This window comes from Rhodohalobacter sp. SW132 (assembly GCF_003390325.1).
Lineage (GTDB): Bacteria > Bacteroidota > Rhodothermia > Balneolales > Balneolaceae > SW132.
In genome coordinates this window covers 173,302-188,392 of sequence record NZ_QUOK01000001.1, presented here as the reverse complement: position 1 = coordinate 188,392, position 15,091 = coordinate 173,302, and the positions used below count along the sequence as shown (strand labels likewise).

General features: G+C 45.0%; 11 protein-coding genes. 6 read left to right on the top strand and 5 right to left on the bottom strand.

All coding sequences use genetic code 11. From position 1 onward, the window contains the following. The first annotated feature begins 15 nt into the window (after positions 1-15). On the top strand, positions 16-1,998 hold the full coding sequence (locus DYD21_RS00795; protein ID WP_147303455.1) for an LVIVD repeat-containing protein: 1,983 nt from the start codon (positions 16-18) through the stop codon (positions 1,996-1,998). A gap of 121 nt (positions 1,999-2,119) precedes the next feature. Here DYD21_RS00795 and DYD21_RS00790 read toward each other — a convergent pair whose 3' ends face one another. The 3 genes from DYD21_RS00790 to DYD21_RS00780 all read right to left on the bottom strand — a co-directional run bounded on the left by DYD21_RS00790 (position 2,120) and on the right by DYD21_RS00780 (position 5,855). Further along, positions 2,120-3,058 (bottom strand): NADP-dependent oxidoreductase, encoded by a 939-nt coding sequence (locus DYD21_RS00790; protein WP_199535433.1) that lies wholly within the window; start codon positions 3,056-3,058, stop codon positions 2,120-2,122. A 206-nt stretch (positions 3,059-3,264) separates the two neighbouring features. Continuing rightward, the gene (locus tag DYD21_RS00785) at positions 3,265-4,662 is read right to left on the bottom strand and encodes an O-antigen ligase (protein WP_116030892.1); all 1,398 of its coding nucleotides are present in this window, start codon (positions 4,660-4,662) and stop codon (positions 3,265-3,267) included. 5 nt (positions 4,663-4,667) lie between these two features. Next, on the bottom strand, positions 4,668-5,855 hold the full coding sequence (locus DYD21_RS00780) for a GNVR domain-containing protein (RefSeq protein ID WP_158551359.1): 1,188 nt from the start codon (positions 5,853-5,855) through the stop codon (positions 4,668-4,670). Positions 5,856-5,948: 93 nt separating this feature from the next. On the opposite strand from DYD21_RS00780, the gene DYD21_RS00775 reads away from it, so the two are divergent. The 5 genes from DYD21_RS00775 to tnpA all read left to right on the top strand — a co-directional run bounded on the left by DYD21_RS00775 (position 5,949) and on the right by tnpA (position 12,822). Next, positions 5,949-7,121, top strand: a complete 1,173-nt coding sequence (locus DYD21_RS00775; RefSeq protein WP_116030887.1) for a glycosyltransferase family 4 protein — start codon at positions 5,949-5,951, stop codon at positions 7,119-7,121. A gap of 76 nt (positions 7,122-7,197) precedes the next feature. Continuing rightward, entirely contained in the window at positions 7,198-8,460 is a 1,263-nt protein-coding gene (locus DYD21_RS00770; protein WP_116030885.1) for a lipopolysaccharide biosynthesis protein, read from the top strand. Beyond that, the gene (locus DYD21_RS00765) at positions 8,460-10,193 is read left to right on the top strand and encodes an asparagine synthase-related protein (RefSeq protein ID WP_116030883.1); all 1,734 of its coding nucleotides are present in this window, start codon (positions 8,460-8,462) and stop codon (positions 10,191-10,193) included. The genes DYD21_RS00770 and DYD21_RS00765 overlap by 1 nt, the downstream gene beginning before the upstream one ends. A gap of 41 nt (positions 10,194-10,234) precedes the next feature. Next, positions 10,235-11,224 (top strand): glycosyltransferase family A protein, encoded by a 990-nt coding sequence (locus DYD21_RS00760; RefSeq protein WP_147303454.1) that lies wholly within the window; start codon positions 10,235-10,237, stop codon positions 11,222-11,224. 1,145 nt (positions 11,225-12,369) lie between these two features. Next, a complete protein-coding gene (gene tnpA / locus DYD21_RS00750) occupies positions 12,370-12,822 on the top strand; it encodes an IS200/IS605 family transposase (protein WP_116030877.1) in 453 nt (150 codons plus the stop codon). A gap of 552 nt (positions 12,823-13,374) precedes the next feature. On the opposite strand, the gene DYD21_RS00745 is transcribed toward tnpA, so the two are convergent. Both DYD21_RS00745 and DYD21_RS00740 read right to left on the bottom strand, forming a co-directional pair. Continuing rightward, a complete protein-coding gene (locus tag DYD21_RS00745; RefSeq protein WP_158551358.1) occupies positions 13,375-14,181 on the bottom strand; it encodes a glycosyltransferase family A protein in 807 nt (268 codons plus the stop codon). Between the two features lie 19 nt (positions 14,182-14,200). Further along, positions 14,201-14,962, bottom strand: coding sequence for a class I SAM-dependent methyltransferase (locus tag DYD21_RS00740; protein ID WP_116030873.1), 762 nt, complete (start codon positions 14,960-14,962; stop codon positions 14,201-14,203). Positions 14,963-15,091: the final 129 nt, after the last annotated feature.

Below are 15,091 nucleotides of genomic sequence, written 5' to 3'. Positions count from 1 at the left end.
AATCATTCAATACGTATGAAAAAACTACTACCAGGATTGCTACTTACTTTTGCCGCCATATTTGGCGTCTATAGTTGCGCATCATCCGATATCACACAACAAGAAAATGATCAGCCAACCATCCAGCCGCTCTCTGAGATTGAGCGCCCCAGCCCCGACCCTCGTGTAGGACTTCAGGCAGGGCTATTTGATGCGGAGGAAACAATCTGGAATCTGAACCTTTTATCCGCAACTCCCCCGCCCGAAGCGTTTCTCGGATCCTGGGGAACCGACCTTGCATTTAAAGATAATTACGCAATCCAGGGAAATTATGATGGATTTATCGTCTGGAATATCAGTGACCCTGCTAATCCTGAGGTAGCTATTGATTTCAAATGCCCGGCATCACAAAGTGATGTTTCCGTTTACGGAGATCTGCTTTTTGTATCCGGTGAAGGATTGGGCGGCCGGTTAGATTGCGGTACGGAAGGCGTACGGGAGACCGTAAGTGCCGACCGGCTGCGCGGTATCCGAATATTCGATATTTCTGATATGTACAATCCCGAGTACATTGCAAATGTTCAAACCTGCCGGGGATCACACACCCACTCTGTTTTGGTCGACCCGAATGATGACGAAAACGTATATGTGTATGTTTCCGGATCTGCACCGGTCCGTCCCGAAGAAGAGCTTCCCGGCTGTACTACCGCCTTTCCTGATGAAGATCCCGATAGTCCGCTTTTCAGAATTGAGGTTATTAAGGTACCGCTTGCAAATCCACAGGATGCCGCAATTGCAAACTCACCCCGGATTTTTGACGGCCTTGAAGCACCCCCCGTTCGGGAACTCACTGCAGAAGAGCAGGAGCGAATCGAACAGGCTCGTGAACAGGGACGTTTCGTAGGCGAAATGATGGGCCGCGAACGAGTCATTCCGAACGGTATGGCCCGAGGGTTTCTGCAGAGACTGGTCAGCGAAAGAGACGGCGAGGGTGAACCCACTGCAGCCGACAGCGCAGCCTTACAAGAACGCCTGCCTGAATTTATTGACGAGATGTTAGCCGCAAGAGGTCGAGGTTCTGAAGCACTCGGACCCAACCAATGTCACGACATTACGCTCTACCCGGAAATTGGTCTCGCAGGTGGTGCGTGTGAAGGGCTGGGACTTTTACTCGATATCTCAGACCCGGTGAATCCTGTTCGGATTGATGCAGTAGCCGATTCAAATTTCTCTTACTGGCACTCTGCTACCTTTAACAATGATGGCACAACCGTACTCTTTACGGATGAATGGGGCGGCGGTACACAGCCAAAGTGCCGCGAGGAAGATCCCTACGAATGGGGAGCAAACGCTATCTATAGCATAGAAAACGGCGAGATGGTTTTTCAAAGCTATTTCAAAATGGATGCACCGCAGACCGAAACAGAGAATTGTGTAGCTCATAACGGCTCGATGATTCCAATCCCCGACCGTGATATTATGGTGCAGTCGTGGTACCAGGGCGGGATCAATGTGTTTGATTTTACCGATCCAAAAAATCCAGTAGAGATTGCGTTTCACGATCGCGGACCAATCAGCGCTGAACGAGTGGAAACCGGTGGCAGCTGGTCGATTTACTGGTACAACGGATACCTGGTAAACTCAGAGATTGCACGCGGACTTGATATTTTTGAACTGGTTCCAAGTGAATTTATTACCCAGAATGAAATCGATGCCATGCATACAGTCTCCATGGATTATTTCAATCCCCAGGGTCAGCCTAAATACTCATTCCCGTCATCTTTTGCGCTGGCGAAAGCTTATCTCGATCAGCTTGAGCGAAATCGTGAACTGGATATTTCCGCTATTAACAGCATCCGCAGAGGTGTACAGGAAGCGGAAAATACCAACGGTTCAGCACAAAGACGTATGCTTACTGAGCTCGCCGGAGAACTTGAAAATCATGCCGGATCTTCCTCCAATGGGGATAAAGTGACAAAAATTGCAAACACACTTCGTGATCTTGCATCAGCCTCTTAACGATGGCTGATTTCAGAAATTAAAAAAGCCGCTCCGAAGATATTCGGGGCGGCTTTTTTTATGCACATCAATTTTCAAACGTAAGTTCGATTCTTAAAATTGTCAAATTTCACCAAACAGATCAGGGCGTAACCACGAGTTTACCGCGTGTATGAAGTTTTTCAATCTGTGAAAGCGCCTGCGGAACCTCCTCGAGGGTGAATGTTTCAGAAACCGGAACGGTGATTTTACCGCTGTCCACAAGTTCCCGGATGTGATCCAGCTGCCGGGCATTTGGCTCCACAAAAACATACTGAAAGTGAATGTCATCTCTCACTTCAGGTTTACTCTTTGTGATAGATACAAGATGCCCGCCTTTTTTCAGCGTACCCATACTTTGGCTCAGGGAATCACCCCGCGAGCAGTGAAAAATCATATCCACCCCGTCCGGATGAAGTTTACGTACGGCTTCTCCCACATTCCCGTCACTATAATCAATTGTTTCGTCTGCACCCAGCTCTTTCATGTAGGCGTGATTTTTTTCGCTCGCCACGCCGATCACCTTTGCATCCACGCTCTTTGCAAGCTGAATGGCAAGCGTGCCCACTCCGCCGGACCCGCCGAGAATGAGTACGGTTTGACCTTCCCGTAAATTTCCAGCATCAAAAAGTGACTGATAAGCGGTCAGCCCAACCAGCGGTATCCCGCCTGCTTGTTCCATTGTAATCGACTCTGGCTTTTTCGAGAGATAGCTCTCCGGTATAGATATGTACTCGGCAAATGTACCGTGCTGTATTACCGGCCGGCGGGCATAGGCATAAACTTCATCCCCCTCGCTAAAACGCCGTGCGGAAAAACCACGCTTTTCAACTTCCCCTGCAAGGTCCCATCCCGGGATTACCGGAAATTCAGTTGGAATGGCATCTTTAAGCATCCCGCGCACCACAGCCGCGTCTACAGGGTTAACACCGGCCGCCCGAATTCGAACCAGTACCTCACCCTCTTTGAGTTCGGGGTCCGGTAATTCACCGGTTTTTATTTGATCGAGTTCATTGAATGATTCGAAATACGATGCTTTCATGGTTTTACTCACTATCTAAATGGATTTTATTCTGATGATGTTTTTAAAACAAGAGCGAATGAGATAGCGTTTCGGTATTTATTTTCTTTCTCCCTGTTATCTGAATCTTTTCAATAAAAATTATTCTATTGAGCTATGGACTATTACGTACCAAATTGTAGAGTAACGACTGCACCCCTGTTTCTGTGCACAACATTCAAGGCAGATTACGTTCCCGAGCTTTTTCTATTGAGATATTGGTAATAAACAACAAATATAAGAGCGTGAATTAGCATGAGGTTGCTGTCGAGCAGGGCGCCTCCATAGAATTGATAGAAGAGAGTGTAGGCTGCAAAAGCGGTTAATAGAGTGGTGGCAATTACTTTTTCAAACGGAGTGACGGCAAGCTTTACATTCTGCCAGGCGTGGTAGCTCATCACATAGAGATAAAACAGGTAGAAAAAGAGTCCGGCCAACCCGAGTTCCGCCATCATGGTATAGGTGATATTATGCGGTTCATACACCCCAATCGATTCCTGAAGCGTAAAGTAATTCGTAAACCTCTCAGAAAACCCATCAAACCCGACACCGATCATGTAAGAGTCTATAAACATTTGTATTCCTGCAATTCCAAGCATCACACGAATACCTGAGGAGTCATCTCTCGTTCCAAACAACACTTCTATCACGCGTTCCACATTCAGAAAAAGGGCGTCCCGGAGTTGGGGAATCAATAGAATCACAACAAGCCCGGCCAGACTGAAAAGTGAGAACATTTTCCAGTTTTTATACAAACCAACTGTTGTAAGAATGATTACCACAAAAGAAAGTAACCCGCTGCGGGAGAAAGTGGAAAAAAGTCCGGCAAGCAACACTACAAAAAAGAACGCAGAAATCACTTTGTACTTCAGTTCAAGCTGGGAATTGATCACCGCAAAAGTGAAAGCAGCCGGCATAAAAAGAATAGCAGCAAATCGGTTTGGATCGTGATATAGGGCACCGACCGATGCCCGCCGTACATTTATGCCACCACCAGTAAGGTTTTCTATGGCAATCTGCGGATTAAGAATCGTTTCCGTGACGGCAAACGCAGATAGTATCACGGCAATAAGCGTAAGCATCGCAATTATGGCAGCCGTAAGTTTTGCGGAGGAGAGTGAATTGATAACATAGCCTGCAAATATTAACAGAAAGACAAATCGGAGAGCGTTTACAAGCCCGGATTCCCGGTCGGGACTGTAAATCAGAGAAAGAAAAATCAGGGCTAAAAAGAGAAATACCGGAAGTTCATAACCTGTATAACGGATCTCGAAAGAGTTAAACCAGAGTTTGTGAAGCAGGTAAAGTGCAAGTGCGGAAAAAAGGAAAAACTGGAAGAGGGTAACCGGCAGGAAAAAATCTTCGGCAAAATAGAATAGCGAGCCCATGTAGGATCCGGCTGCGACCAAAAATACCATTATCCACGGTTTCTGAAAAGCAAGAAATACCCCGGCAATTCCGGCACCGGCTGCGATAAAAAGCGCAAATGGCAGGAGGGAAGACATCGCAAGACTGGCCAGTAAAAGAGCCGTGCAAACAAGTGCTGCGGTAACAGGAGCGGCAATATTGCGAATGGAAAGATTCAAAGCGATTACTCTTTTCTAAAGAGCAATTCCCGCTTAATCTCGCGGATTTTAACGGTTGTTTCCGACTCCGGATCCTTTGTCATCTCTTTATAAAACACAATGACCATCGCCAAGAATATAGAAAAGAAGAAACCTGCCAGTACGATATAGGCCCTTTTGGGTCCGTATTTATACGTGGGAAAATCGGGTTCGTCGACCACCTGGATTCCGCTGCCGCTGTTTTCCTGCATCAGCCGCTGCTGTTCAAGCTGGGGGAAGAGCGTTTCCTGGATCCGTTGCTGAATTTCCACTTCACGCTGAAGGCGCACAAAATCGAGAAGCAGATCGGGCATATCAAAAAGTGTAAAGTAGGAGTCTTCAATCTGTGACAGACTTTCACTTCGCCGAACCTGTGATTGAAATGCACTGCGAAGTTCTTCGAGCTCCACCAGCTTGGAACGGTAAATGGATGTATTCGGATTGACATTCCGCTCAATCACGGCGAGTTCAACTTCCCGCTCGGTTATCGTAGCTTTGATTTCGGCGAGGTTCATGATCAGTGCTTCAATTTGAGCCGGGGCTTCAATAATTCCGTATTCATTTTGAAATTCATTTAGAGCCTGTTCCGCTTCGTTGAGGTCGCTGATATTCTGGCTATATCGTGATTCAAGCACTGTCAGTGATTCGGTCGTGGACCGGCGATTGAGAAGTTCCAGCGTGCGGTTGAGTTCATCCAGTATAAACTGGTTCATATCCCGCGCGCGTTCCGGATCTTTATCAATGACTCCAATTTTGACGGATACCACCGGATTAAAGCCAAATCCGCCTTCCCGCACTTCCTCAATTGTAAGATTATTGTTGAGCGTTTTACGAACTTCTTCAATAATTGAGGATTCATAAACTTCAAACAGATCGAACTCATTAATGAGGTTATCCCGCAGCGTCTGGCTGTTTAATACTACAAGAATGGTCTCTCCGCCTACTTTTCCGCCGGAGATATTAAAGGGTGCAAGATTCTGAAGCAAGCCGCCGACTGATGGCGCGCCCGATTCCTGAACCTGTACAATTTCAGAGCCTGACCTGAACGTTTGCGGCCATATCAGACTGATGATAAGTGCAACCAGGGTCAGCGATACTACCAAAGTGAGGATCGTGATCTTGTACTTCAGAAGGGTTAACAGTACATCCAGGAAATTAACCGTTTGCTTACTCACGTATTCGACATTAAATTGATTTGTCTGCAAAAAATTTCAGGTTTGCATAATACAAAAAGTTCGCAAACTTGTTGAATGAATTAAATCCGATAAGTGGAAAAAATCCCCTTGAAGATTGCGGTAATTAGTCACTCCTACCCTACGACGGATGATCCGGGGAGGTCAATTTTCATTAAAAATGAAGCACATCTGATCTCCTCAGATCACCATCCGGAGATTCATTTACCTTCAGTTTTATCACTGCCATTTCACAAAGCTTATAGCCGAAACCGGAATCCGCTGGAAGATAAATTACCTTTCCATCCATCCGTGTACTTTTCAATTCCAAGGCGTCGTCTTAGTTCGATTACGCAGCGATCGCTATCATCAAGTCTGTTAAAAACAGTGAGAAAACAAGATCCGGATGTTGTGCACCTGCATGCGCTTTATCCCATCGGACTGGCTGCAAACAAGTTAAAAAAAGCAGGCTACCCGGTGATTCTTACCATTCACGGAGGCGACTGGTACTACAATTTGAGGCACAAAAGGCTGATGCCGCGCCTTATAAATTCTCTCGATCATTGCGACAAAATTCTCTGCGTTGGAAAAAAGCTTCTTCAGGATATTGCGCAATACGAACCGCGAATTGAAAAAAAACTTTATCATCTGCCACACGGAGTGGATACCGACCTGTTTTGCCCCGAAAAAAATCCCGGCAGTTCAAAAAAGAAACTCGGGTGGGATTTTGATAAAACGCATCTGCTTGCAGTTGGAAATTTATTCAGGGTAAAAGGTTACGACATTCTGCTCCGTGCTTTTTCAAAAATAAAATCGCAAAAAGATTGCAGGCTTCATATCGTGGCGCCACGCTCTGATTTCGATGCAAAAAGGGAAACACAGAAATTGATGGATACACTCAATCTTCGGGACCGTGTGACATTTTATGACCAAAAATCTCCGGGTCAGCTTGTGGAATTCTACAGGGCATCAGATTTGCTGGTCTCATCCAGCCGAAAAGAGGGTTTCGGGCTTGTGGTCGCTGAAGCTCTTGCATGCGGAATCCCGGTTGTTGCCACACGCTCCGGCGGGCCTGAAGAAATTGTAACAGAGGAAACCGGAACGCTGGTTGCACCGGAACATCCGGGTGAGTTGAGGACGGCTCTGGAAGAGATGATCACCTCGAAAGAACGGTATATACCGGAAAATCTACACCAGTACATTGCGGAGAATTTCAGCTTATCCTCAAAAAGAGAGAAACTGAATGCGGTTTACCGGGAGGTGTACTGATGAAGAGAATTGTAAATGAACAGGAAAGAATCCCATTCAAAAGCGTCGCAAATTGCAAAACTGATCCTTATAACAGATGAAATTTAACCTGTTAGGGAAAGATTTTTATAAAGATGTATTTACACTCATGGGCGGAATTGGCATCGCTCAGGTGATACCTATTGCGGTTTCTCCAATTTTAACCCGGCTCTATACTCCGGAAGAGTTTGGCCTGCTGGCTTTTTATGCTGCCTGGATTGCCATCATAGGAGTGGTTGCTACAGGCCGGTATGAAATGGCAATCCTGATGCCCGAAAACGACAGTAAGGCAAAGAATTTAGCTGCATTTGCGATACTACTTGTAGCCGGAGCCGCTTTGATTACCCTGTTTGTATTTCTGCTATTTGGAAAAGACATCATCGCATACCTTGGATTTGAGGGTTTTGACCTGCTGATCGTATTGATACCGGCCGGAGTTTTGGGTATCGCGCTCTTTCAGGTATTTATCTACCTGCTGAACAGAACGCGTGATTACAAAGGAATGGCAACCGCAAAAATCTGCCGTTCAGGGGGGGGATCAGGAGTTCAGCTTCTTTTGGGGTATGCATCTTTCTCAACGTATGGATTGCTCTTCGGTAAGCTTTTTGGTGATTTAATCAGTACGGCATACGGCTGGTGGCTTTCACGGAAAAATGAACGATTGAAGGATGTGCACCTGAACTGGGGTGAAATGAAAAATCAGGCAAAAAAATATCGCGAATTCCCAAAAGTAAACGCACCTCACGCACTAACCAACACCTCATCAAGCAGTCTTCCGAATATACTTCTCGCATCATTTTTTTCATCTGGAGTTGCCGGTTTTTACAGCCTGAGCCATCGAATGTGTTTTGCACCGGTTCAGCTAATCTCAAGTTCCGTCCAGCAGGTTTACAGTCGTACTCTAACCGAAAGATACAATCGCGACGAAGAGATTCACGATTTTTCACTTTCGGTATGTAAACAGCTTTCATTGGCTGCAGTGGTTCCTTTCGGGATCTTACTGCTGTTTGCCCCCGCACTGTTTGAATTTGTTTTTGGTGAATCGTGGCGTGAGGCAGGTGTCTATTCCCAGATTCTTACTCCTTTCCTGTTCCTGGTATTTATTGTGTCGCCACTGACCTATATTCCACTTTTGCTGAATGAACAGCGAAAAGCGTTTAAGATTGATATTGTATACCTGTTTCTCCGGGTGGCAGCACTAACGGGCGGTCTTCTCGCGGGAAGCGCTTGGATTGCAATCGCTGCCTTCAGTGCCGTAGGTGTAGCCGTTCAGCTGTACCTGTTATTTTGGATTTTATCACTTACTAAAACAGCAAACTGATGGCCGGTATTTACGGGTTTTACAGCAAATCCCCGATTCACTTAAAAGATAACTATACACGCTTTTTTAGCTGCAAACTTGAAGGTGTTCAGAATGAAGAGCACCGATTGAGTAATTTTGTTTACGGACGAAGCGTGCCGGCCAAATTTTTGGATGACCGGTTTTTATATGAAAATGATCAGGTTGTGATTGGAATCGAGGGAATTATCTATTCACAGGATAATCCAAAGCATGATATCCCGGAGATGTATCGTAAACAGGGTGTGAATTTTGCAGAAAATCTTAAGGGGAGTTTTTCAGGTTTTATTTTCGATAAAACGGAAAAGAAGCTGCATCTGCTGACTGATATCCTGGCTACAAAATCGATCTATATATATTCAAATCCTGCGGAAGAGCATCTTTTTTTCGCATCGGAATTAAAAGTATTAACAAGCTTGCTAAGAGACCTGAAAATACCTTTTGAGCCTGACTCAGACGGTTTTAACTGTCTTTTGACGCTTGGCTACATGCTAAACGACCTTACACTGGTACGCGAAATACGAAGGCTTGAACATGCTACGATTGCAACATTCGATCTTCAAACCGGATCGTGTAAACAGCGAAAGTATTTTGATTTCACGGCTGAAGAGCAGAATATTCCGATGGATCGTGCTATTGAGCAGACCGATAAACTTCTTACCAATGCCGTTGACATGGAATGGAAGAAAGACAAGCAGGAGTCGTCCCGTTCACTCACATTTATCAGCGGCGGACTGGACGCGAGGGTAAACGCTCTGCTTGCGGCTGAACTGGGGTATGGTGAGGTCACTGCACTCAATTTTTCACAAACCGGGGCACCGGATCACCTGATTGCAAAAGAGATTTCGGAAGGTGAAAGGTTTCGCTATCGTTTCTACCCGCTGGATGGCGGAAAGTATTTCCTGGATTCATTTGAAGAGTTAGTTGCTGCGAATGACGGCATGGTGACCGTAAGCGGGGGATCTCATATGTATCGTGCACTGCAGTATATTGAAGCTGAACAGTTTGGTATGGCCCACTCCGGGCAAATCGGAGATGTGCTCTTTGGATCATTCAATCGAACCGGGTTTGATTTGCAGAAAAATGTTGGGAGACTCGGGTATGTAAATGATCAGAAAGTGCTTGATCAAATCTCCATTTTACCTGAAATCACGGAGAGGTACCGCAATACCGTAGAGCAATTCTCCTATGAACAACGGCAGATCAATGGAACACTGAATGGAGATCGGCTCTGCTCGCACATTATCGATATACAATCACCATTTTACAACAAAGAGCTGATCCATTTTTGCCTGGGATTGCCTGAACCGCTTAAGCATAAAAAATTACTCTACACTGAATGGATTCGAAATAAGCACCCACATTTTTTCAATTATCGGTGGGACAGCACAGGAATAGCACCAAAGAACAGAGCGTTAACTAAACTTTTTATGAAGTTGAACAGGGCACAATCACTTTTTAAACGTCTGTTGGGGAGAGACCGAAGTTCAATGAATCCATTTGATGACTGGTTCAGCGAAAATAAAGTGCTCAGAGACCAGGTTCACCACTTGTTTCAATCCGGGTTGAAAAATATGCCAAACAATGAGATAAAAAGAAATACAAACCATATTTTTGCACAGTACAAAGCAAGAGGTAAATGCAATGCACTAACCTGCGTTCTTGCTTATAAACTTCATTTTATTTTCGAAGATAATGAAGAGTACCGGCAATAATTGCGCAGAACTTATAAAGATGTACAGGTAAAAAAATGACAGTGGCTAAGCTGAAAACGATAACACTGCAAATTAATACAGCCCCGACCGATAACCGGTTTCTGCGGTCTCTTTTGAAGCATCAGATTTCCGTTTTGGGGAACCAGGTGAATGAGATTCACATTACCGCCGATATTCGCCCCAGCCGAAAGGGAAGGTTTCATTTTAGTGATGAGCAGATCACGGAATTCAAGCAAATTCTTGAGGATGTAGAACAGCAATATGACAAAGCTGTAGTACATTATGTCGATTACAGTGATGAAGCCATAAAAGAGGTGGCACAAGAGATTTGGGGGAGAGATTCACTCCCGGTGAAAGATTATCGCGGCGGACCGTTCTATAGCTACATTTATGGACTCCACAGGGCTGAGACTGATTATGTCTTTCATCTGGATTCCGATATTTTTCTGGGCGGCGGGCACCCTGACTGGTGCAGCAATGCTATTGAACTGTTGAAAGACGATCCAGAGATTGCAATCATCAAACCGCTTTCGGGTCCGCCAATGAAAGACCGGTCCGCACCCCATCAGTTTGGCGAGCCGCTGTTTCCGTACCAGGATCTGGCAGCCGCATTTTTTTCCGATAATTTTACAACACGGGTTTACCTGACCGAAAAAAAGCGCCTGACGGGAATTCTAAAAGAGATCACTCTCGATAAACCGGATTTGCTGCGATCTCTCATCGGCCGTTGGCAGCGTAATCCCGCTGTGAAAACACCGGCGCAGCTCTTGAGCGACTACCTGGCTAAGACAGAGTATTGCCGGCTTGATTACCTTGGCGCAGAACCCGGGCTCTGGACCCTGCATCCGCCATTCAGATCGGAAGAGTTCTACAGCAAACTGGATGATATCATTGAAGCTGTGGAAAATAATAAAGTACCCGATGCCCAGCGCGGCCACTATGATATCAACCACGCATTTGTTGACTGGAGCAGTGCGATTGATAATTTACCCGTGTACAGGAGAAAAAAAGCCAGGCAGCGATTTCAGTGATCTCCAACGAATAATACAGGGTTTTAAGGGAGGTTTATTCCGATGTGGGTGATCTATATAACCGATGCCTTAAAAATTGTTCGTCACAGGCTTACGCCCGCTTCGGGGCTTATGATTTCTCCTTCGATTCCATAATCACGGGGCGGTGCCCCGTGCTGATGCCCGCGCCCCGTTGGGGCTGGTAATGGCATCCATTTACATCATCATGAGACAATACTAAAGACTTTTTTATCCGGAGATGTTGCATATCCCATTTCAACGCGACCCAGAACCGATAAAAGAGAGTAAATAATAGAAAAACTGTAAGGAATCACCCTTTTTTAGCTCTTATATGTGGAGTTAGGTATAAACCTAATTAAGGGGTCCGCCCTGAAAGGGCCCAAAGCAACAGCACAGGGCACAGCCCTGTGAACAAAAATGAAACCATACAGAAATCAGCCCGGAACGGGCGAAAGCCTCTCAAAACAATGCCGTGGTCTAATCTCTGATGATTTCCCCCATCAATTCGATGCCCGCAGGGAGGCGCCAAGTGCTATTGTCCACTAACGTAAGGGCTGATGATGGCATCCGTTCACATCATCCTGAGGGTATAGTGAGAGCTTTTTGCCACTCTTTGTTGCGGGTCTCTTTTTTTCAAAATGAATTTAACCCATTTCAAAAGTCCGCCCTGAAAGGGCCTCAGCAACAGCGCAGGGCACCCGCCCTGTGAACAAAAATGAAACCATACAGAAATCAGCCCGGAACGGGCGAAAGCCTCTCAAAACAATGCCTTGGTCTAATCTCTGATGATTTTCCCCCTCAATTCGATGATCACGGAATGGTACCTGGTGCGGTTGCCCACTAACATTGCTAATGGTTTGCTAACCAACATGATCATGAAACTTCACTGAGGTTTTTTATCCAGAGATTGTTCATGTCTCATTTCAACGCGACCCAGAACCGATAAAAGAGAGTAAATAATAGAAAAACTGTAAGGGATCACCCTTTTTTAGCTCTTATATGTGGAGTTAGGTAAAAACCTAATTAAGGAGTCCGCCCTGAAAGGGCCTAAAGAAACAACACAGGGCACCGCCCTGTGAACAAGAATAAAACCATGCAGAAGACAGCCCAGAACGGGCGAAAGTCAAATCTATATCCCCGAAGAAATGCCACAATCATTATCTAAAGTTTACATACACATTATTTTTAGCACAAAGCACCGGAGAAAACTGATTGATGAAGAGATCCAGCCATTGTTATTCGACTATCTTGGAGGAATCTGTAAAGGTTTGGAATGCTATCCTGTACAGGTGGGTGGATATCTTGATCATGTACATATTTTATGCCTGCATTCCAGGAAGATTACGCAAATGAATCTTCTTGAAGAGGTGAAGAAACGATCCTCGAAATGGATAAAGACAAAAGGAGAAAAGTATTCTGGATTTTATTGGCAAAATGGGTACGGAATTTTTTCTGTGACACCCCGCAATATTGATAAAACCGCTGCCTACATCAGGAATCAAAAAAATCATCATAAAAAGATAGCGTTTAAAGAAGAGTACAGGAAAATACTAAAATCGTACGATGTTGATTATGATGAAAAATATGTTTGGGATTGACCCCGACCAGAATTCGAAAAAGGGTATTGTTTTGGCTTGCGCCCGCTTCGGGGCTGATGATTTCTCCTTCGATTCCATCAGCACGGGGCGGTGCCCCGTGCTGATGCCCACGCCCCGTTGGGGCTGATTATCGGTTTGCTGACCAAAGTCATCGTGAGAATACATTGAAGTTATTCTCATCCGAAGGTGTTGCTTATCTCTTTACAATACAACCCATAATGGGGAAATGAGTGCTGTTGCTCTCGCCCCTTTGGGGCTGGTAATGGTAACCATTTTTATCATCCTGAGAATAAAATTAGGACTTTTTGCCCGGCTCTTAACTCGAATTATTAGCGCAAACCAAATCCGAATTTGAAGATGATTTAATTTCTGATAAAACTGATAAAATCATTCTCTTTTAGCTCATAAAAGTAGATTCAAGTAAAAATCCATTTCAAGAGTCCGCCCTGAAAGGGCCTCAGCAATAGCGCAGGGCACCGCCCTGTGAACAAGAATGACATCACGTAGATGTCAGCCCGAAACGGGCGAAAGCCTCTCAAAACAATGCCGTGGTCAATCCCTGATGGTAAGCCTGTACGCCTTTTCCCCAAACCATTTCCCAATATAGAACCGGCAGATCAGTCCGCGAAGTTTTAGCCGCATTTTGAGCCAAAAAAGGAACCCAATTTGCCTATAACGTTCATCGTGTTTCTTGAAAAGATATTTCGCACCCGCCATCTTTTTATCAAAATTGAGGCTTATTTGATCGGATGATCTGTTTTTACGGCTCAGTATCTTATCAACATAATCAACTGTAAACAGTTCAGAAACTCTTAGAAAAAGATCGTATTCCTGGCTGGACTGAAGGTTTTCATCAAACCCACCAACCTCATCAAATACGGATCGTTTAAATAGCATCGATTCGGTACCCGCTATTGCAAATTTTGAGAGAAGTAAGCGATAAACGTCACCATTTACTCTATTTCGGACTATTTGCTTGTTTCCTGAACGATAATCTTCAAGATGGCAGGTTACCATGCCTAAATTTGGATCAGCCGACCTTTGAAATTTTTGGATCTGCAATGCAATTTTATCCGGATACAGTTCATCATCGTCATCCAAAAAATTGATGTAATCACCGGATGCAATTTCCAAACCCCGGTTTCTTGAAAAGCATGCGCCCCTGTTATCACTGTTTTTGTATAACTTTACTGCAGGGAATTCTTCACGGAACTGATCAAGATCCAAGTCAGAACAATCATCCACAACTATGATTTCGATGTTTTCATAGGTCTGACGCAATGCGGATTCTATGGCTCTCACCAGGTGACCCGGTCTGTTATACGTTGGAATGACAATGCTTACAAGTGGCGAGTTCAACTTTTTTGGATTGATTGATTTAAGCTGAAAGATCTTGTTTTGTGGTTTTTAGTTCTAAAACCGTAATCCACGCGTATTTTTTCAGAAACGGGAGAGTTTTAAAAAGAACCGAATCGAGTCCGTTTAGCGGACGGGCGAGAGCTGATTGAAGGAAAGCGACGGGGACAAAGGAGGCACCGATGGAGGTTAGGTGAAAAAATGCGGGGTTGACCTCGTCAAAGTATTTTTCGGCCAGTTCAAAATCTTCATTCAGCAGAGGATGTTCGTCATCGGTTCGAAGGCCGGGTGTCATGTTTCGGTAAAGATTGATTAGCGGATTATAGCCCATCGGCTCAAAAAAGATTCCGTTGCCGCCCGGTATCAGTACGCGCTTCAGCTCCGGGTAGCAGCGCTCAAGGTCCAGGTGGTGCAAAATTCCGCTGCCGCATACCCGGTTGAAGCTGTTTTTATCAAATGATAGGTCCTCTCCGTCCATCACAAAGCATTCGATCTCAACACCTTGCCGGTCGGCCTCCTTTTTAGTCTGCTCAATCGCCACGTCAGAAATGTCGATCGCGGTAATGCTGGCTCCCGCTTTTGCCAAGTCAAAGGCCTGGCTGCCCGGCCCGCAGCCATATTCAAGAACAGATAACCCAGCAACGTTTTCGTGTATCTTTTCCCGATAAAAACTCTTGCTTAGATCGGTGGTTTTGTAGTATTTCTTTACATTCTTCCGCTTGCCAGTGGCGAACGCCTCATTGTGAAACTCTTTTTCCCGGTCGAGTCTGTCCCTGTCTGGCATATTATATATGATACTTTCTCAGAATGATTGAAAATTTAAGAATAAATCAAGACAAACGATGGGGTAAATTATCTGATTAAAACATTGGGACTATGTTATTTTTTATAAATGCAAAAATTAAGCTGAGGC